Raw genomic sequence first — 16647 nt, 5'->3', positions numbered from 1 at the left:
AGATGAGCAGAGAAATAATAATACATAAAAATATGACTTGTTACTATGAAGTTGATGAAGATGATTATGGTGAACTTGATAGTGAAGGATTATATTTATTAGGGAAAACGATTTCAAAAGAATTAACAGAATTAGACTTCGATGAAATTGAATATGAAATAGAAGTCCCGAATGAATGTGATGAGTGGGAAATGAGAGATATATGAAAAAGACAATGAAAGAGCAAGTGGAGAGAATAGAAGAAATATTAGATAATATGTCAAATGAAGAGTTTGAACAAATATTAAGAGAAGAAATTCCAGAAATAGAAATAGGGGAAAGAATAAGTGCGGGAGAAAAAGGATTTGTTAACTATAATTCATTTTGGGAAAGAATTTCTCTTTCTTTAGAGGAAACTAGAGATACTATTGCTCAAATAGATGATGTTAATAATTTGAATGATTTAACACTAATATTTGATAGGTTGTATTATACAGAACGTTGTTCTATGGCAAAAATTGTTAACTGTTTCAAATTTTTAGATATTACAAAAAATCAATTTAATATCTTATTGAATGGAATAGAAAGAACTCTTTTATATGATATAGAAGAAATAAGAAAATCAATGAAAGTTTAGTTTCATTAAGATGAGAAGGACATATAAATGTGAAATTTTGGAAATTATTATATTTAATGGAAGAAGAACCTGATAAATATAGAAAATTGATATTAGTTAATCAAAAAAAACGATTAAATAAAGAAATAAGAAGAGAAAATGTAAAAAAATATATAAAGAATATCGGAATATTCAATAATAAACAATAAAATGACAATTATATTGAGAGGTGTAAGAGATAAATTTAGTAAAAAAAGAGGTATAGAAGATGATTTATGTATATGAAAAATGCACTGGCGAACTTATAACGAGTGAAAAAGAATTAAATTGGGATGAGTTGAAGGTTAAAGATTGTGATGGCTGTGGGGACAGTCATACACCTATAGGAATAATAAGGGATTTGAATGACATAGATGATTTGTTATCTCTATATTATCGTTTTGTGGGTGGTGGCAATAATGCTTTTCAACAATTATTAAATATAGGTGTGTCTAAAAATACCATAGTTATGATATTGAATAGATGTATATGGGATAAATATGAAGAAATAGCAGATGCAAAAAAAACAATAAGGATTGTAGGTAATGAATTAAAAAGTATAAGAAAGGGAAGTAGATGATTTATATATATGAAGCTTGTACCGGAGAGATTTTTACAGATAGTGAAGAATTAAGTTGGGAAGAATTACAATGCGAAACTTGTGGAGATAGTGGTGGATGTATTGGGAGTATAGTTGATTTAAATGATATAGATGGTTTAGTTGAATTATATAGTAACAATGCAGGCTATCGTCATACAATTCAAATACTGGAAGAAATAGGTGTAAATGAGAATATTATTCCTTTAGTAATAAGAAGAGCGATTAAAGATAGTTATGGAAAATTTTCAAGATTAAAAGAACTTATAAATATTATGGAAAATGAATTAGTGACATATAAGGAGAAAAAATAATGATTAAAAGAATAACATGGATAGATAGAATAGCTGGAGAAGAAGTAGATGGAATTATGGGAGAAAAAGGAACTTATGTTGAAAATATTGATATGGAAAATATAGGAGATTTCAACATGGAAACTTGCATAGGACGTGGCGATACTTTTTGGTGGTTTCTGAAAAACAAAAAAGGCGATGAATTGAATGTAAGGATAAAGGTAAATAACGAACAAGACGAGGATGTTGCGAATAATATATTTCATGAACTTTGTCAAAAAATATCTTTATTATCAAATAAGCATTCTATAGTTATAACATCTGAAGATTTATTTTTAAAAGCAGTTTGGATAGTTGAAGATGGTAAGGAAAAAGTATTATTACATAAAATGTAATTTTTATTAAAAAAGGATTAATATGAAAAAGGCAAAAGATAAGAAAGATCTTATTTTAACAGCAATGATAGGAGACAAAGATAAAAAATACAAAACAGTAATTCGGATAAAAGAAAATGGAGAAACTGAATTATTATCAGTTAAGGAAAAAGAGGGGAACAAGATGAAAGAAATATGGAATGATGAATAAAAACAGCATTTTATTTAAATTACCCATTTTGTTGACGTCAACAAAGTGGTGTATTGCAAGGGTTTGGGTATGTTAAAAAAAAGGAGGAGTAAAATGATAAAAAGAGTAACATGTATAGATGCTGATAAAGAGGCAACGAATATTGGGAGTGCAAGAAGAAGGAGGTCGGAAACAGTAAGTATTGATATAGATAAGACTCGAGGTTTTGAAATACATTTAAATGAGTATTCAGATGCCGAACTAGAGATGATAAATATATCTATGAGTACCAAAGGATATCTAATTGAAATTACAGGAGATTTGACAGATAAAAACAGAGAAAGATTCGGTGCAATTATTGACTTTATATCGGTAGCTCCAAGTTGTTATTCTTTGACTATTTGGACTCTGGATGGACGCTTAGATAGGATGACAACAACATATGAGGGTGAAAAAAAGAACCTTAGAAGATATACACGAAATTTAAAACACATTACAGATAAAATGCACAAATAAGTTTTATAAATATTAGTTTAATGATAAGGAGTAAGTAATGGAAGACGAAATAATACAATTGATAGAGTTGAGTAGGCTAGAAGATATAGGCAACATAATAGCTGATGCAAGATATAGAGATGATGAATGGACTTTGGATACACTGTTTAAAATAGAAAATGTAAAATTGAGATATGATTGGATTTTGTATGAATATAGATATAGTTCAAGAGATATTTGTGAAATTATAGAAGATATAGATGTCCATGAGGATTATGGAAATGGATTTTACACAGGAATATTAAAGAAAAATCTAGAAGAGATTGCAAATATTTATATGAATGGAATAGATGCAGAAGGATGTTTAGAGGATTCTTTTATAAGTAAAGAAAAGTTTTATAGAATACTACATGAAGAAATGGAGTTTATAAAACATGATAATCATCTTTCCGATATATTAGAATTTTTAGAAATATTGACTGAGACAAAAAAGGAACAATAAATTATTTATTTTAATTAAGAAAGGTAATATATGAAGTTTATAAAGAAAAATAAGGAAATATTTTTAGGTATATTGTTGGCAACTGTACTATCGCTAATAATACAACCAAGTAGAGAGAATTATTATGATTATTTAATATTCTTTTGCCTAAGTGGTTTATGCTTGTGTAAGTTTTCAGCAGATTTAATGAAAGGTTTACTATTAATATCTAAAACAGGGATAATGGTAAAACTAAATGGGACAGGCATAATCAAAAAGAGGAAGAAGTGTATAGATAAAAGCTTTAGTTATTCAGTATGTATATTGGTTATAGTAGGGTTTGAGTTATTCCTTGATCTCATAGGTTGGAAACAAAGCTTTGTCCCTATGATAAGTTGCTTAACTGTTTTACTTGGATATGATATCTACTTATTCATAAAAGCAAATAATAGATTACAAGATATTTTAAGAATAGCTGTTAGTGAAGATGTACCAAGACTTACAGCGGAAGATATAATTATTTTTAAAGAACAACTGGAGAATAGTGTGACTCATTTAAAGGAGGATTAATATGTCATTTGAAACAGGAGTAATAGTAACATTCACTGTATTATTTATAATAATATTTTTTATGTTTTTAGACAATCATATGAATAAAGCGTTTTTAGAAAGTGAATTAAATTATGTGCAAGAAAAGATGGCTAAACATCAAATATATTTATACCATAAATATGTATTAGAGGATGTCTTAAGGGATTTAAAGTCCGTAGAAGTTGAATATATAGTAGAAGGCTCGTATAAGGAAGAATATACTTTAGTAATAGTTATGAATCAGTCAGATTGGGAAAAACATTCTTTTGGGGTTTTAGAAGAAATAAAAAAACATAAATATAAAGTAAGTGTTTTAGATGATAAGATTGAAATACACATGAATGTAGATAAAATTATATCTCACACATTATTACCAGATGTCATTAAAGAAAGACGAATTTAACAATGATTTATATAACTGGGGATATACATGGATGGGAAGGAATAGGAACTAGGCTTTCTTATTCCAAAAACAAAACAAGGGAAAAGTTAAATGAAAATGATCTTTTAATAGTATTAGGTGATTTTGGTGTAGTTTGGAATGGTAATAAAGCAGATAATTATTGGTTAGATTGGTTGAATAACAAACCATTTACTACTTTATTTATAGATGGAAACCACGAAAATTTCAATCTTCTCAACCAATATCCAATAGCAAAATTTAAAGGTGGTAAAGTACATAAGATAAGAGATAATGTGTTACACCTTATGAGAGGAGAAATTTTTGAGATAGAAGGAAAGAGTTTCTTCTGTATGGGTGGAGCTGAATCAATAGATAAGGTGTATAGGAAAGAAAATATATCTTGGTGGAAAGAAGAGCTGCCTAATTACAGGGAATTAACCAATGGGCTAGAAAGTCTTAGTGAATGCAACAATAAAGTAGATTATATATTAACTCATTGCTTTATTAAAGACTTTGAGAATAGCATATTTAATAGAGCATATGACAATTACCTATTAGATTATTTCAACGATATTAAAATAAATGTTAAATATGATAAGTGGTTCTTTGGACACTACCATAAAGATTTAGAATATGACGAAAAACACGTATGTGTATATAAAAAAATAATAAGATTGGACTAGGAGAGATAAATAATGAAAAATAAATATGTGGATTGGTGTAGATTAGTGAAAGAAGAAGAATTGGAAGAAAACTTCATAGAAGAGAATATTGAATATTTAGATATAAATTTAGCTTTTAAACATCAAAACTTATCAGATGATTTTATAAAAAAATATATTCATAAAGTAAACTGTTGTGAATTGAAATATATAAAATCTAAGATATCGGAAGAACTTTTCTTAAGCCTCATTTCTAAAATGGAAGATGAAATGAAAACAGTAACTTTATATGAAGTTGTAAATTTAACTGAACCATTCATGAGAAAATACGAATCTATCCTAGATTGGAAACTACTGTCTAGAACACAAAACATGGGAGAAAAATTCATATATGAATTTGAAGATAAGATAGATTGGTACGAGTTGGGAGAGAAACAAGACTTCTCGGAAGAATTTATTATTAAGAATTGGGATAGATTATGCACAAGTACGATTGCTGAAACCCAAAAAATATCTAGAGACATTATTCTAAAATTTGAAGATGATTGGGATAGTTTTGATATAGAAAGTCTACTTAATAATGATAGAGCAGACTTTCCCTTAAAAGAAAGCATATTAAGTTATATATCATATGCCTGCGACATGGTAAGTCAAGACAGATGGTAAAGAGAATAAAGAAACATTTAAACTAAAATAGGAGAATAATTATGGGATTTGGAATAAGGGATTACGAAATAGAGAAGATTAAATTAGGATTGGAAAAAGAGAAAATAAAAAATATGAGTGAGAGTGAATTATTACTGTTATACGGAATAAAGAACAAAGAACCATTTCGTATAAGCAATGATGAAATATACTCTACTTTCAGATTAAATGATGGAGTTTTGGAGTATTCCCAGATTAATAGCATGAGTTGGAGTTGGAAAAAAACATGGGTAAAATTAGAAGATGTAATTAATGATGTGATTCCATGTAGACGTCCGAAGTATATGATAGGTGATATTGTTGTAGTTGAAGATAAATTGAGAGTGGTTACAGGGCTTCTATATAATTATAGGTATAACTTTACTGACTATATACTAGATAAAGATGAAATGATTTATTATCCAAAAGTAGACGAGTATAAGACAGATTTAATTAAAAACTCCAACCCTGACGATTTAATGAACGTTATGGAAGAGCTAAAGATTAAAAATATTGAAAGATTTCAGGAGTTACTTGATTCAAGAGAAAACTTTATAGTATTTAGGAATCAAGAGAAATGGATTGCAAGAGATAAAAATGGGAAATTAGAATTATTTTATGAAAAACCTATTTATAAAAAGGGAAAGTGGAGAAAATATGTATATGAACTTTATCAAAAACATGAGGTAAGGAGTGATTTGTTTGAAGAAATTAAAGCAGAAGACAAAGAACCAACAGAAATTAAAAAGTTATTAAATACTAAAATAGGAGAGTAATTATGACTAAGAGAATAATAAAACAAGGTGGAATTTACAAGCATTTTAAGAACAAGGAATATAGGGTTTTAACAGTAGCTGAACATACAGAAACCGGTGAAACACTTGTAGTATATCAAGCCTTATACGGTGATTATGGCTGGTATGTAAGACCATACGATATGTTTGTGTCAGAAGTAGATAAAGAGAAATATCCTAATTCAGAACAAAAATATAGATTTGAGTTAATAGATGAGTAAGGGAGCATAAAATGAACGAATTGTATAGAATAGTCCATAATTTATATATTGAGGAGGATGAAAAGAGAAAAGAGTTAATTAAAAACAAGCAGATTAATATTATTATCTTGTTGGTAGTGACAGTGCTTTCTTATATTTTCTTCAAAGAAATTATTTCTAAATATAGTAACAATGTTTTTTTGTTTGGGATAATACAACTCGCATTTTTTTTGAACTATGGATTTAACGCAGTAGATTTTATGGGAAAGAATCCATACAAGCAAATAAACAGTGGCGACTATAATAGATATTATAAGGAATTAGAAAAGTACAATGAGCTAGATATAGTCAAGACAACAAAAGATATGTGTGAAACAAATATAAATGATATGCTGGAGTGTATAGAGTGTAACGCTAAGATAAATGATATGAAAAATAACAAATACAATGAAGTGCAAGAAGCATTGCTATTGTTGATAGGTGCGGCTATATTTATGACAGTGTATTTATTAATTTAGTTAAAAACAATATTTTATTGAGGTAAAAAAATAAAGAAAAAATAAAGTGGAATAAGGAGTTGGTTACAAATAGTGAACATAAAAGAGTTTAAGAGAAAGATTAGGATATATCACCCTTTTATAATTGGTTCATTATTATTTATGGTTCTTGCATATTTCAGAGAAGATGAGTTTAGAAATATAGAAACATTTGAAAGAATCGTATTAATAATAGCATATATATTTGGACTTTGGACTTTAAACAAAAATGAGGATAGACTCAAATGCAATTCAGATAAACCAAGAGTTGCAAGGTTAAAAAGAAATGACTATTTGAAAGAATATTATAAAAGATTTTACTGGATAAGGTTATTTTTTGTAAGTTCCATAGTAGCAATATTAATAAGTTTTATATCTATTAAATATACAAGTACATATTACTATGTCGGTCTTTTGTATGGCTACGCAGCCACTATACCTTTAGTCTTAGATAGTATAAAAATATATGATATTTGTGAAAAGGAGTAGAAATATAGGAGTGGGAGATTAATATATGAATGAATTGCATAATTTAATTGAAAAATTTTATAAAAAAGAAGAAGAAAAAAGAAATGACTTGATAAAAAAGAAACAAAGTCATATTATCATTCTTTTAGGTATTTCAATAATTATTAATTTCATTATTGAAAATATAATACAAAGATTTGGAGGACTTAATATAATAATTGATATTTATCAGTTGCCATTACATTCAATAGTGATTACTTTGTTTTTAATATTTTTTTTAAACTATATTTTCAAAACACACAAATTCTTAAAAGGAGAAAAATATATACAAATTCAAACAAAGGGAGTTTATGAAAAATATAAAGAATTAGAAAAAATACATGGAGAAGAAAACCTTGAGTTAGTGAAAAAAATGTATAAGGTAGATATGGAGAACATGCTAGAATGCATAAAATATAATGGTAAGGTTAATAGTGATAAAAACAATGAATATAACAAGGCTCAAAAATCCCTACTATGGTTGATATATATAACAATAATTATAATAATAGCGTCTTTTTCCATCTAATAAACTCATTAAGTGATTGTGATAAGGAGAATGATATGAAGAACAAAAAAATATTGGTGATTGAAAATAAATATAGAGGCGGGAGCTTTGAAGAGAATTATGGTAAAGAGAAAATAAGTGATTGTGAAGATAACAGAAGAGAAGTGATATGTGATTGGATCAACATAGATGAAAATGAGGCGCTAGAAGAAAAAGGGGAGATATTCGAGTTCATTAAAGGTAATATAAATACCATTACATTAGAGTCTGATGGTGATTGGGATGAACCCATAGAGTATAGACTTTCTATTTACACAAAAGAAGAATATTTAGATAAATTAAAGAGTCAGTATTTAGAAGAAATTAGAAAAGTTGAAGAATTATTGAGGGGAAAGATCAATGGATAAAAACATAGTAATAATGACTAATCCAGATTATAGAGTGGCTCAGATTTTATTAAAACTGAAAGATGACGGAAAAATAAAAAATGGTGTAATAGATAGAGAAGCAGTAAAAGAGATGATAAGAACAGCACCAAATCCAAGACTATCGGGTAGAAGTTTTTCTCTTGCTACAGATGTTTTAAAATTATATGTTTTAGCAGATTATTTTTGTGAAGAAACGGAAGAAAAAATAAAAGAGTTAGACGAATTAATTGAAGGGGCTGCTAAAATGTCCTTTTGGCAAGAAGTAGAAGTTGGTTAAAATCACTCTTTTATTGAGTAGAAGAATAGAATAATAAATAGAAAGAGGTAAATTATGATAAAAAAAATAAAAGATATAGCAACATTTCCAAAAAAAGAAAAAGAAACAGAGAGTTGGAATGACTTATTTGTAAAAAAATTTAAAATTATAAATAAAAAAGGGAGGATAGTTGATTTAAAAGATAACCATTATATTCTAAAGCCACTAGAAGCGATAATATGTGGAACAGGACATATATTAGATTTTGGAGAAGGGCACTGGGTGAGTTCTAAGCTTAAAGGATGTTCGGTTAGTCCAATTAAAATATCCAACTTAAATATTTATCCATATGAAGAAGTTTCAATATTAATTCAGAATACAATGGAAGAACCCTGTTTAATTAGAGTAAATGACAAAATTGGAGAATTTGGAGTGAGTTCTTAATGGAAGTGTTTATAAAATTATCAATATTTATCTTTGTCTTAACGACCCAAATAATATCTATTTTAATACTTAGATATAGTGTTGGTATCATGCTTGAATGTTTAGACAAACGTATAAAGATGTTAGGGGAATGTATAGATGATAATTATAGTAAATTAGAGAAAAGTATAAAAAAAGAACTTGAGAAATCTAGGGAGAAGTAAATGGAAAATGTCAAAATAACTGAGATAAGAATTGGTGGAAGAAAATATAATGTTTACAAAATAGCCACAACGAAAACTGAAAGTTTACGAAAAGAAGTTTATCTAAGTGAAGAAAATTTAATAGAATGTGGTAAACGATTTAAGTATACATTACAAAGCCTATTCCAAGAAGAGTCAATAGATGAGCAACTATTACCAGAAGTAATGAATTTAATAACAAATAAATTTATGTAAGGAGAAATAAATGGAACAATTAGGGATAGTGGCATTAATGTGGATAGTCTTTCAATTTATAGTATTTATAATTATGGTTGGAATAATGATATGGGCAATCAAAGATTTTAAAAAAGATAATAAAAAGATTTTTAATGAAGATTTTGAGAAAAATATTAAAAAATCAGAGGAATTTATAGAAAAGACTAAAAAGAATATATATTTTAATAATAAGACAAAGGAGTAATATATGAAAGTATTCTTAGGTGGTACTTGCAATAATAGTACATGGAGAGATGATTTAATGCCAATGCTTACAATTAATTACTTTAATCCAGTTGTAGGTGACTGGACAGAGGAGTGTATGGAAGAAGAGAGGGAACAAAGAGAAATTTGTGATTTTTGTTTGTATGTAATCACACCAGAAATGACAGGTGTTTATTCTATAGCAGAAGTTATAGATGATAGTAACAAAAAACCTGAGAAAACAATTTTTTGCCTATTAGGCAACACTGGTAATGGTTGGACTAAAGGGAAATACAGATCATTAAATCAAGTGGGAGAAATGGTTAACAGAAATGGTGGAAGATACTTTAAAAGTTTAGAAGAAGTAGCTGAATATTTGGAAATTGAAAACGAAAGAATTAATCGAATAATTAACAGAATGAAATTCAAAAAAGGTGATAAAGTAAAATTAATCAATGAAAAGATTCGTGAATATGGTGAGACAGCAGTTATCACAAAAGCTTATATTGAGATGAACACAGAATGTTACACAATTGAATTTAAAAGTACATATGGTGCAATGCTTGTATTTAAAGAAGATATAGAGAAAGTATAGGGGAACAATGAGAGAAGACATAAAAGATAAAGGTTGGGTAAAGAAGTCCTTATACCCAAAAACACAAAGAGTAGGAACAAGTAAAGGAATAGTTCTAACAGAAAAATTAGATGGTTCTAACTTAGGGTTTTTCAAATTAGATGGAGAATTACATATTGCTACAAGAAATAGAATTTATAACATAGATAGATTGGAACAACACGAAGATTTATATAAAGAATTATACAAAGGTCTTTATGAATGGTTGCAAGAACATGGTGAAGAACTTAGAAATAATATAAATGAAAAGAGTTGCGTATTTGGAGAATGGATAGCCATGGGAAGAATTAAATATGGAAAAGAATTCTGTAGATTTAATCCTTTTGCAAAAGCAAATATAAATGAAGAATATGAGATTTCGAAATTAAATTATGATTTAGGCTTAATCAAATATGTTTTTATAAATCAAGAGATACCAAACTTTATGGAAGTTGTTCCTATTGTAGCACAATTAGAAAATTATCCATGTTTATCAGAATTAGACGAAATATACAGCGAATATATAAAGACTAAGGATAGACACGTGGAAGGATTTGTGATAAGAAATGGAAATGAAATAAAAAAATATGTTCGATTTAAAGGTGGAAAAATGAGTGAACATATAGTGCAATAAAAGAGATGTTTTATTGTGAGTACACTTAAATAAATAAAATTTAATTCGATATAAACTTAATAAAACAAGTAAAAAGCAAAATAATTAATAAAATAAAGGAGAATATATGGGTTTAACAAGAGATGTACAAGAAGATATAGAAAACGAAGAATTTGAAATATCTGGGGACGATAAGTTTAGAAGACTTGAAATCCAGTTATTATTGGAAAAGATAGCTAGTTTAGGCGAAAAGTGTTACCATGCCAATAATAGAGTCGATGAAATTGAAGTGAGAGAGAATACATTGGCATTTAAATTAGCAGAAGGTATGATGGAGTTTGATAAAAAACATAACCTTACAACAACTATTAATCTAAAAGAGTTTCCTTTAGATTTGAGATGCAAGATTATGAATCATATGATTGAAAATCAAAATAAATAATAAAGGAGAATATATGAATTTAAGACAAACAATAATTGAAGCAATAAGAGATGAAAGATGTGAAATTATGTCAAATATGAATTTAACGTTCAAAAAAGAATGGACGTATGCAGAAGAAAAAGAACAAGCATTATTATTTGATAGGCTGCCAGAATATATTTTTAATCTTCAGCACTTAAAAAATGAATGTGATGTTCTGATTTCAGAAATATTAAAGCTAGAAGTGGAAAATAAAGAAGATTATATTTCTTATATAGAAAATCATATAAAGGAATATGAGTTAGAAGATTTCTTGAATATCGAAAGAATAAAAGAGAATATTGAGAAAATAGAAGAGATAACAAAAATAAAATTTGAATGTTACAAGATGGATCCAAAGGAAATGTTGGATTGGAAAAAAGAAATTAAGATAAATATAGATGAGACAATTTAAATGGGATGTTTTAATTTTTTGCTAACAAACGGAAGACAATTAAAGAAAAGTTGTAAAATGCCACTAGATAAAAACTTTGCAAAAATATTAAGTTTGCAAAACCCATTGATATTAAGAGAACATGATGATTATGGGAGATTTATTTATAAAAATTCATTAATAGATATTCATGCACTACATGGATTAATGATTAAATACCTTAGAGGGAAACTCTCTAAAAATGAAACCATAAAAATATTTAATGAAAATATAAAAAGGGATGTTCCTACATATTTAGACTGTTCATATAATGATAAAGAAGAGATATATAGAAGTATTTCAATTGATGTTTTTCATAATGAAACATTGGATGTCGAAATTATTGAAGGTGACGAGGTAAGATTATCAAACAGTATTACTAAAGCTTCGGAACTAGATACACTGTATATGATTAAAACATTAAAGGGATATGAACAAACTGAAATTATAAAAGAAGTTTTAGAGTCTAACGAAAAATTACTAGAAATGAAAAGAGAAAATCAAAATATAACAAGAGTACTATATAGTTATGGTGTTGAGATAGATAAAATAAAAGAGATTAAAAAGTTACTTCTAAATGATCACAGATATAAAACTGTATGTTTAGCTAAACATCCTCTAATTTTAACACCTTTAAAAGAAAAAAGTAAAGATTACTATGACTATGATAATGTTTCTGTTAGAGACCCATGGCAAAATTGGTTTCCTAATAACAAAGAAGTAGAATTAAATTTATGGGTTAAGGAGAATAAGAATGGGACAGAGATTAGTAATTAATATATATGAAAATAAAGAAGATAAAAAGAGAATGGGTAATATTTATTATCACTGGGAAGGGTTTACTATCCCAGGCATAATAGAGAGCATAAAATTACTAAAGTATTTAGATGGTAGTCAAGATATTATACTCGATACTTTGGATTATCTACATAATAATAAAAAAGAGAAGTCAAATTTTAAAAATTCCAAGAGAATAGTCCATGGAGGCCTCACAGACAAACAATCTGATATTGATAAACTAATGGAGTTGTATCCAGAAATTGACAAGAAATATTTAAACACAGAATGTGTAAATAGGAATCAAGGTTTGTTATCAATAAGTAAAGCTGATATGGAAGAGTCGGATTACTGGAGTGAGGCTTCAACCGATATATATGTGAAAGATCAACTTATAGATATTGGCGATATGTTCTTTGACGACATAGGACATACTTTTGATGATTCATTTTCTTCTGAAAAATTGGATATAGACTTATATGATTTAAAGACTATTGCAGAAACAAATCAATTAATTGAAAAATTGAAAGTGGTACAAAATAGTGATATTTGGCTTTTAGAACAAGAGGATGGACGCTTTGTAGGAACAATAGATTAGGGAGGTATAAGATGTATACAGAAAAAGAGATAGAGGTAATTAAGAATAACAGTGAAGTAGAAGATGGAAAGATATTTGGTATAGATGGTTATAAGGGAGTATTTATGTTTAAAAGGACAAGACTTGCTAGGAGCTTAGGAGTATTAGTCCCTGCAATAGAAGTTCAATTAGAAGATAAAATGCTTATTAATGGGAAAATTAATGTAAAAGCAGAGTATAATCACAAATATACTGATGTAGAAAAAGTTGTTCTAAAAAATGGCAAGATTATAAGACCTTATAAGTTATCTATTTCTGGATGTGAAATGTATTCTTTTTTTGAAGTTAATGAAAAGACAAAGGAAACAATGATTTGTTTTATACATGAGGAAGATATAGACGAAGAAAAGACAAAGTTGTTAGAGGAAGGGAAATTATAAATGATACAATACAATAATATGAAAGCTGAAACATTAGAAGTGGCTGGATTTGAACCGGCTATAAAAGGTATGCGTAATCCGATGAACTCTTGGAGAAAAGACGATAGCACTCTTGACCCAGTATATGATGTAGATAGTAGGAATATCATAGGTTATAATTTTAGTTTTGGAGAAGATAATCTAAGGTTAGCCCAGCAATTAATTAAAGCAGGGACAGAACACTGTAAATTCCTTAGATTTATAACAGTGTGGATGGACATAACAATGCCACGCTATTGGTGGAGTGAATTTGATACATATAAATTTGTTGAAAAGAATAGCTGCTCAACTATGCATAAATTATTTCAGAAAGATAAAGATATAACTTTAGATGATTTCTATATTGAAGATTATTTTTTAGATGGTTCATATGTGGACATTAAGGATACATTAAAAGATGTAACACATGATATCAATATGGCAAAACAGGAATATTTTGAAAACAATAAAGATGCAAAATATCTAAGGGCGGCGAAACAACTGTTACCAGAATCATTTTTACAGACCAGAACAATAGTGACAAATTATCAAGAACTTAGAAACATTTATCATCAAAGAAAGAACCACAGATTAGACAAAGAATGGGGTGTATTGTTGGATGAAATAAGAGCATTGCCATATGCGAACGAATTGATTGTGGGAAATTAACGGAAGGTGGTGAGATAATGGCTTTAACATTATTAATAATTTTAAATATAATAACAATAATCTTGTTAATTTCAAGCTGGTACATGATGGTCGCACAAACCACAGGTTTCTTAGTAGAACTTGAAAAACATACAGGAGAAATAAACAAAGAAAAGAGAGATATTATAATTGACAGAGCTTTCGATGTGGGTTTAAAGAAAATGAAAATGAAAAAGCAATAATGAAAGTTGAATTTTATTATACATTTTCAACTAAATTCATTGACATAACATTACAATTATGATATAATGTACATATAGTAACAAAACAACTATCTATATTTGCGTCCATCTTGGAACTTAACAAAAAAATTATGTTATTATAGAATAACAAAAAGGAGAATTGAATGGAAGATAAAAAAACAAGTTTTGACAGCTTTAATACTTTTGTGTTCACTGGAAGAATCTTAACTAATAAAGTTAGTGTCGAAAAAAAGAAAACAGCAAAAAGCGAAATGATCAAAATGAAACTTTCTTTAAAAAGTGGATATAACATTCATAATTTAGAAAAAGTTTTCTTCAAACCGTTAGATGAATCAAGGGATGTATTTTATTTCGTAGACAAGGAAAAAGAGGCTAGAAAGATTGCTTTCTCAAAAAGAAAAGAAATAGAAGTTGATAAGCTAAGTCATCTTCATTGCAAGCTGTCTACAAGGGAAAATGAACAAAGATATGTTTCTGAATACGATTTTATGATAGACCTTTACAAGGCAATACAGGATGGGATTATAACTAACAATGATATTGTTAAGATAAATGGTTCTATAGATTACAACAATTATGTTAAAGATGGAATCAAAAAAACATATGCTAATTATAATTTCAAAAAAATAGAAGTACTACCAATGAATGAGGATGGAACACCTCCGAGGGAATCTTCTTTTGCAAGCATAAAAATGTATACAGAAAAAGATTCGTTCTTTAAGTTAGATAATGTAGGAATTTTATCAGGAAAAGCATTAACTAAAAAAAGAGAAAAAGATCCAAATGGACAGGATTTGTATGAAGCAAGCGATGTATCAGTTGAGATAGAATTAGGTGATAATCCAGATAGAGTATTTGAAATATTAAAAGATAAGTACACACCAAAGACAAACAATCTTGGTTTAGTTGGGTTGAATGTTGAAGTTATAAATGGGTCTCCAGAAGTTGAATTTACCGAAGATATGCTAAGTAAACAAGACAGAGAGTTGATAGATATAGGTTTTACAACTTTTGATGCATTAAAAAAAGAAAAAGGAATTGGTAAAGGGGAGTTTGTTAAAAAGTATAAATTCGTAAGTAATATAAGAGGTTACTCTGAAGGTGCGAAAGAAATGGTATTTACATTAGAAGATATAACGGGGGCGAAAGAAGTTACTTTAGAGGAAATTAAAAGCGATTCTTCTAACCTAACAGAACTTGATGATCGTGATATTTTCGGTGAAGATACACCATTTTAATAAATTAAAATAAAAAAGGGGGAATTAAATGGCGTTTAAACCAAGTATTAAGAAAGTTGCAGTTGACATAACACAATTAAGAATTTATATCAGAGGTGTTAAAAAGTGGGGAAAAACAGACCTTTGTATAAGAGTTGGGAAGAGTGTTGCTCCTAATCCAGGAGAATTTTTATATCTAGGAACAGGAGTGGAAAGTGGGGATAGTCTACAAAACAACCTATTTTCATCTCACATACAAGAATGGAATGACTTGAAAGAATTAATGGATTGGCTAACTTCTGAGGACGAAGATGCTAAAAAGGTTAAAATGATATGTTTAGATACAGTAGATGAACTTATACCTATAGTGGAAAAAGAAGTTTGCGAATCTTGGGAAAGAAAAAGTAGAAAACCTTGTTCTAGCATAAATGAAGCATATGGGGGATTTGGGCGAGGACAAGCAGAAGCCTGTTCTCTCATTAAAAAGCTATTCTTCGATATACATAGAATGGGAATAGGAATAATGGTCATTGGACATACTAAACTAAAAACCGTAATAGATAAAGGAAATGAGGGGACAGAAGGATATCAGATATTAACCTCAAACTTGCAGGGGAACTATGAATCTGTATTCTCAGACATTTTTGATTGTGTTTTAACGGGTGTTATAGATAGAGACATACAAGATGGTGTTGCGACACAGGATGCCAGAAAACTTTATTTTAGAGGAAATACTAGAGTTGATGCAGGTTGCAGGTTTATTGAAGATTCAATACCTGAATATATGATTTATGATGGAAGAAAAAGTGTCTCTGAATTCATTGGGATAATAGAAAAAGGCATGAGAG

Annotated in this window: 34 protein-coding genes; all 34 read left to right on the top strand. The window is 28.3% G+C overall.

Going from position 1 to position 16647, the window contains the following annotated elements; genetic code table 11:
- Nucleotides 1–2: 2 nt before the first annotated feature.
- Nucleotides 3–206 (top strand): hypothetical protein, encoded by a 204-nt coding sequence (locus C0982_RS06740; RefSeq protein ID WP_101773468.1) that lies wholly within the window; start codon nt 3–5, stop codon nt 204–206.
- Nucleotides 203–616, top strand: coding sequence for a hypothetical protein (locus C0982_RS06735; RefSeq protein WP_101773467.1), 414 nt, complete (start codon nt 203–205; stop codon nt 614–616). Before C0982_RS06740 ends, C0982_RS06735 begins: the two co-directional genes overlap by 4 nt.
- Before the next feature lie 29 nt (nt 617–645).
- Nucleotides 646–804: a hypothetical protein gene (locus C0982_RS10545; RefSeq protein WP_180946900.1), complete on the top strand. Its 159-nt coding sequence runs from the start codon at nt 646–648 to the stop codon at nt 802–804.
- Nucleotides 805–863: 59 nt separating this feature from the next.
- The gene (locus tag C0982_RS06730) at nt 864–1214 is read left to right on the top strand and encodes a hypothetical protein (RefSeq protein WP_101773466.1); all 351 of its coding nucleotides are present in this window, start codon (nt 864–866) and stop codon (nt 1212–1214) included.
- Nucleotides 1211–1546, top strand: coding sequence for a hypothetical protein (locus C0982_RS06725; RefSeq protein WP_101773465.1), 336 nt, complete (start codon nt 1211–1213; stop codon nt 1544–1546). The genes C0982_RS06730 and C0982_RS06725 overlap by 4 nt, the downstream gene beginning before the upstream one ends.
- Complete coding sequence (locus C0982_RS06720) at nt 1546–1920, top strand: hypothetical protein (protein ID WP_101773464.1); 375 nt, start codon at nt 1546–1548, stop codon at nt 1918–1920. The genes C0982_RS06725 and C0982_RS06720 overlap by 1 nt, the downstream gene beginning before the upstream one ends.
- A 22-nt stretch (nt 1921–1942) precedes the next feature.
- Nucleotides 1943–2110, top strand: coding sequence for a hypothetical protein (locus tag C0982_RS10540; protein ID WP_180946899.1), 168 nt, complete (start codon nt 1943–1945; stop codon nt 2108–2110).
- Between the two features lie 93 nt (nt 2111–2203).
- Nucleotides 2204–2605 (top strand): hypothetical protein, encoded by a 402-nt coding sequence (locus C0982_RS06715; RefSeq protein WP_101773463.1) that lies wholly within the window; start codon nt 2204–2206, stop codon nt 2603–2605.
- 37 nt (nt 2606–2642) lie between these two features.
- Complete coding sequence (locus C0982_RS06710; RefSeq protein WP_101773462.1) at nt 2643–3086, top strand: hypothetical protein; 444 nt, start codon at nt 2643–2645, stop codon at nt 3084–3086.
- 30 nt (nt 3087–3116) lie between these two features.
- Nucleotides 3117–3635: a hypothetical protein gene (locus tag C0982_RS06705; RefSeq protein WP_101773461.1), complete on the top strand. Its 519-nt coding sequence runs from the start codon at nt 3117–3119 to the stop codon at nt 3633–3635.
- A gap of 1 nt (nt 3636) precedes the next feature.
- Nucleotides 3637–4059, top strand: a complete 423-nt coding sequence (locus C0982_RS06700; protein WP_101773460.1) for a hypothetical protein — start codon at nt 3637–3639, stop codon at nt 4057–4059.
- A gap of 2 nt (nt 4060–4061) precedes the next feature.
- Complete coding sequence (locus tag C0982_RS06695) at nt 4062–4742, top strand: metallophosphoesterase (protein ID WP_101773459.1); 681 nt, start codon at nt 4062–4064, stop codon at nt 4740–4742.
- 12 nt (nt 4743–4754) lie between these two features.
- Entirely contained in the window at nt 4755–5387 is a 633-nt protein-coding gene (locus C0982_RS06690; RefSeq protein WP_101773458.1) for a hypothetical protein, read from the top strand.
- A gap of 41 nt (nt 5388–5428) precedes the next feature.
- The gene (locus C0982_RS06685) at nt 5429–6181 is read left to right on the top strand and encodes a hypothetical protein (protein WP_101773457.1); all 753 of its coding nucleotides are present in this window, start codon (nt 5429–5431) and stop codon (nt 6179–6181) included.
- A gap of 2 nt (nt 6182–6183) precedes the next feature.
- Complete coding sequence (locus tag C0982_RS06680) at nt 6184–6420, top strand: DUF1653 domain-containing protein (protein WP_101773456.1); 237 nt, start codon at nt 6184–6186, stop codon at nt 6418–6420.
- An 11-nt stretch (nt 6421–6431) separates the two neighbouring features.
- A complete protein-coding gene (locus C0982_RS06675) occupies nt 6432–6917 on the top strand; it encodes a hypothetical protein (protein ID WP_101773455.1) in 486 nt (161 codons plus the stop codon).
- A gap of 72 nt (nt 6918–6989) precedes the next feature.
- Nucleotides 6990–7424, top strand: a complete 435-nt coding sequence (locus C0982_RS06670; protein WP_101773454.1) for a hypothetical protein — start codon at nt 6990–6992, stop codon at nt 7422–7424.
- Between the two features lie 25 nt (nt 7425–7449).
- The gene (locus C0982_RS06665; RefSeq protein ID WP_101773453.1) at nt 7450–7971 is read left to right on the top strand and encodes a hypothetical protein; all 522 of its coding nucleotides are present in this window, start codon (nt 7450–7452) and stop codon (nt 7969–7971) included.
- Nucleotides 7972–8006: 35 nt separating this feature from the next.
- Nucleotides 8007–8357, top strand: a complete 351-nt coding sequence (locus C0982_RS06660) for a hypothetical protein (RefSeq protein ID WP_101773452.1) — start codon at nt 8007–8009, stop codon at nt 8355–8357.
- Nucleotides 8350–8655, top strand: a complete 306-nt coding sequence (locus tag C0982_RS06655) for a hypothetical protein (protein ID WP_101773451.1) — start codon at nt 8350–8352, stop codon at nt 8653–8655. Before C0982_RS06660 ends, C0982_RS06655 begins: the two co-directional genes overlap by 8 nt.
- Nucleotides 8656–8709: 54 nt before the next feature.
- Nucleotides 8710–9078: a hypothetical protein gene (locus C0982_RS06650; protein ID WP_101773450.1), complete on the top strand. Its 369-nt coding sequence runs from the start codon at nt 8710–8712 to the stop codon at nt 9076–9078.
- Nucleotides 9079–9281: 203 nt separating this feature from the next.
- Nucleotides 9282–9515: a hypothetical protein gene (locus tag C0982_RS06640; protein WP_101773448.1), complete on the top strand. Its 234-nt coding sequence runs from the start codon at nt 9282–9284 to the stop codon at nt 9513–9515.
- Nucleotides 9516–9525: 10 nt separating this feature from the next.
- Nucleotides 9526–9741, top strand: coding sequence for a hypothetical protein (locus C0982_RS06635; protein WP_101773447.1), 216 nt, complete (start codon nt 9526–9528; stop codon nt 9739–9741).
- A 3-nt stretch (nt 9742–9744) separates the two neighbouring features.
- Nucleotides 9745–10335 carry a nucleoside 2-deoxyribosyltransferase domain-containing protein gene (locus tag C0982_RS06630; RefSeq protein WP_101773446.1) on the top strand — a complete coding sequence of 197 codons (591 nt, stop codon included), beginning with the start codon at nt 9745–9747 and terminating at the stop codon, nt 10333–10335.
- A gap of 7 nt (nt 10336–10342) precedes the next feature.
- Nucleotides 10343–10987 (top strand): RNA ligase family protein, encoded by a 645-nt coding sequence (locus C0982_RS06625; RefSeq protein WP_101773445.1) that lies wholly within the window; start codon nt 10343–10345, stop codon nt 10985–10987.
- Nucleotides 10988–11093: 106 nt separating this feature from the next.
- On the top strand, nt 11094–11408 hold the full coding sequence (locus tag C0982_RS06620) for a hypothetical protein (protein WP_101773444.1): 315 nt from the start codon (nt 11094–11096) through the stop codon (nt 11406–11408).
- Between the two features lie 13 nt (nt 11409–11421).
- On the top strand, nt 11422–11841 hold the full coding sequence (locus C0982_RS06615; RefSeq protein WP_101773443.1) for a hypothetical protein: 420 nt from the start codon (nt 11422–11424) through the stop codon (nt 11839–11841).
- Nucleotides 11842–12636, top strand: coding sequence for a hypothetical protein (locus C0982_RS06610; protein ID WP_101773442.1), 795 nt, complete (start codon nt 11842–11844; stop codon nt 12634–12636). It abuts the gene before it with no gap.
- Nucleotides 12614–13234: a hypothetical protein gene (locus tag C0982_RS06605; RefSeq protein ID WP_101773441.1), complete on the top strand. Its 621-nt coding sequence runs from the start codon at nt 12614–12616 to the stop codon at nt 13232–13234. The genes C0982_RS06610 and C0982_RS06605 overlap by 23 nt, the downstream gene beginning before the upstream one ends.
- An 11-nt stretch (nt 13235–13245) precedes the next feature.
- Nucleotides 13246–13653 carry a hypothetical protein gene (locus C0982_RS06600; protein ID WP_101773440.1) on the top strand — a complete coding sequence of 136 codons (408 nt, stop codon included), beginning with the start codon at nt 13246–13248 and terminating at the stop codon, nt 13651–13653.
- A gap of 18 nt (nt 13654–13671) precedes the next feature.
- Nucleotides 13672–14340: a hypothetical protein gene (locus tag C0982_RS06595; protein ID WP_101773566.1), complete on the top strand. Its 669-nt coding sequence runs from the start codon at nt 13672–13674 to the stop codon at nt 14338–14340.
- A 17-nt stretch (nt 14341–14357) separates the two neighbouring features.
- A complete protein-coding gene (locus tag C0982_RS06590; protein ID WP_101773439.1) occupies nt 14358–14561 on the top strand; it encodes a hypothetical protein in 204 nt (67 codons plus the stop codon).
- Nucleotides 14562–14725: 164 nt separating this feature from the next.
- The gene (locus C0982_RS06585; RefSeq protein ID WP_101773438.1) at nt 14726–15820 is read left to right on the top strand and encodes a hypothetical protein; all 1095 of its coding nucleotides are present in this window, start codon (nt 14726–14728) and stop codon (nt 15818–15820) included.
- Nucleotides 15821–15848: 28 nt separating this feature from the next.
- Nucleotides 15849–16647 (top strand): AAA family ATPase (locus C0982_RS06580; protein ID WP_145994505.1); only part of this gene is annotated, 799 nt, incomplete at its 3' end.

Origin of the sequence: Peptostreptococcus faecalis (assembly GCF_900240845.1) — a bacterium.
Lineage (GTDB): Bacteria > Bacillota > Clostridia > Peptostreptococcales > Peptostreptococcaceae > Peptostreptococcus > Peptostreptococcus faecalis.
The sequence above is the reverse complement of the archived record's forward strand: the minus strand, read 5'-3'. Positions and strand labels throughout refer to the sequence as shown.

Excerpts from the sequence above, each read along its gene's own strand:
- C0982_RS06740 (WP_101773468.1), top strand. The coding sequence starts at position 3 with ATGAGCAGAGAAATAATAATACATAAAAATATGACTTGTTACTATGAA.
- C0982_RS06735 (WP_101773467.1), top strand. The coding sequence starts at position 203 with ATGAAAAAGACAATGAAAGAGCAAGTGGAGAGAATAGAAGAAATATTA.
- C0982_RS06730 (WP_101773466.1), top strand. The coding sequence starts at position 864 with ATGATTTATGTATATGAAAAATGCACTGGCGAACTTATAACGAGTGAA.
- C0982_RS06725 (WP_101773465.1), top strand. The coding sequence starts at position 1,211 with ATGATTTATATATATGAAGCTTGTACCGGAGAGATTTTTACAGATAGT.
- C0982_RS06720 (WP_101773464.1), top strand. The coding sequence starts at position 1,546 with ATGATTAAAAGAATAACATGGATAGATAGAATAGCTGGAGAAGAAGTA.
- C0982_RS10540 (WP_180946899.1), top strand. The coding sequence starts at position 1,943 with ATGAAAAAGGCAAAAGATAAGAAAGATCTTATTTTAACAGCAATGATA.
- C0982_RS06715 (WP_101773463.1), top strand. The coding sequence starts at position 2,204 with ATGATAAAAAGAGTAACATGTATAGATGCTGATAAAGAGGCAACGAAT.
- C0982_RS06710 (WP_101773462.1), top strand. The coding sequence starts at position 2,643 with ATGGAAGACGAAATAATACAATTGATAGAGTTGAGTAGGCTAGAAGAT.
- C0982_RS06705 (WP_101773461.1), top strand. The coding sequence starts at position 3,117 with ATGAAGTTTATAAAGAAAAATAAGGAAATATTTTTAGGTATATTGTTG.
- C0982_RS06700 (WP_101773460.1), top strand. The coding sequence starts at position 3,637 with ATGTCATTTGAAACAGGAGTAATAGTAACATTCACTGTATTATTTATA.
- C0982_RS06695 (WP_101773459.1), top strand. The coding sequence starts at position 4,062 with ATGATTTATATAACTGGGGATATACATGGATGGGAAGGAATAGGAACT.
- C0982_RS06690 (WP_101773458.1), top strand. The coding sequence starts at position 4,755 with ATGAAAAATAAATATGTGGATTGGTGTAGATTAGTGAAAGAAGAAGAA.
- C0982_RS06685 (WP_101773457.1), top strand. The coding sequence starts at position 5,429 with ATGGGATTTGGAATAAGGGATTACGAAATAGAGAAGATTAAATTAGGA.
- C0982_RS06680 (WP_101773456.1), top strand. The coding sequence starts at position 6,184 with ATGACTAAGAGAATAATAAAACAAGGTGGAATTTACAAGCATTTTAAG.
- C0982_RS06675 (WP_101773455.1), top strand. The coding sequence starts at position 6,432 with ATGAACGAATTGTATAGAATAGTCCATAATTTATATATTGAGGAGGAT.
- C0982_RS06665 (WP_101773453.1), top strand. The coding sequence starts at position 7,450 with ATGAATGAATTGCATAATTTAATTGAAAAATTTTATAAAAAAGAAGAA.
- C0982_RS06660 (WP_101773452.1), top strand. The coding sequence starts at position 8,007 with ATGAAGAACAAAAAAATATTGGTGATTGAAAATAAATATAGAGGCGGG.
- C0982_RS06655 (WP_101773451.1), top strand. The coding sequence starts at position 8,350 with ATGGATAAAAACATAGTAATAATGACTAATCCAGATTATAGAGTGGCT.
- C0982_RS06650 (WP_101773450.1), top strand. The coding sequence starts at position 8,710 with ATGATAAAAAAAATAAAAGATATAGCAACATTTCCAAAAAAAGAAAAA.
- C0982_RS06640 (WP_101773448.1), top strand. The coding sequence starts at position 9,282 with ATGGAAAATGTCAAAATAACTGAGATAAGAATTGGTGGAAGAAAATAT.
- C0982_RS06635 (WP_101773447.1), top strand. The coding sequence starts at position 9,526 with ATGGAACAATTAGGGATAGTGGCATTAATGTGGATAGTCTTTCAATTT.
- C0982_RS06630 (WP_101773446.1), top strand. The coding sequence starts at position 9,745 with ATGAAAGTATTCTTAGGTGGTACTTGCAATAATAGTACATGGAGAGAT.
- C0982_RS06625 (WP_101773445.1), top strand. The coding sequence starts at position 10,343 with ATGAGAGAAGACATAAAAGATAAAGGTTGGGTAAAGAAGTCCTTATAC.
- C0982_RS06620 (WP_101773444.1), top strand. The coding sequence starts at position 11,094 with ATGGGTTTAACAAGAGATGTACAAGAAGATATAGAAAACGAAGAATTT.
- C0982_RS06615 (WP_101773443.1), top strand. The coding sequence starts at position 11,422 with ATGAATTTAAGACAAACAATAATTGAAGCAATAAGAGATGAAAGATGT.
- C0982_RS06610 (WP_101773442.1), top strand. The coding sequence starts at position 11,842 with ATGGGATGTTTTAATTTTTTGCTAACAAACGGAAGACAATTAAAGAAA.
- C0982_RS06605 (WP_101773441.1), top strand. The coding sequence starts at position 12,614 with ATGGGACAGAGATTAGTAATTAATATATATGAAAATAAAGAAGATAAA.
- C0982_RS06600 (WP_101773440.1), top strand. The coding sequence starts at position 13,246 with ATGTATACAGAAAAAGAGATAGAGGTAATTAAGAATAACAGTGAAGTA.
- C0982_RS06595 (WP_101773566.1), top strand. The coding sequence starts at position 13,672 with ATGAAAGCTGAAACATTAGAAGTGGCTGGATTTGAACCGGCTATAAAA.
- C0982_RS06590 (WP_101773439.1), top strand. The coding sequence starts at position 14,358 with ATGGCTTTAACATTATTAATAATTTTAAATATAATAACAATAATCTTG.
- C0982_RS06585 (WP_101773438.1), top strand. The coding sequence starts at position 14,726 with ATGGAAGATAAAAAAACAAGTTTTGACAGCTTTAATACTTTTGTGTTC.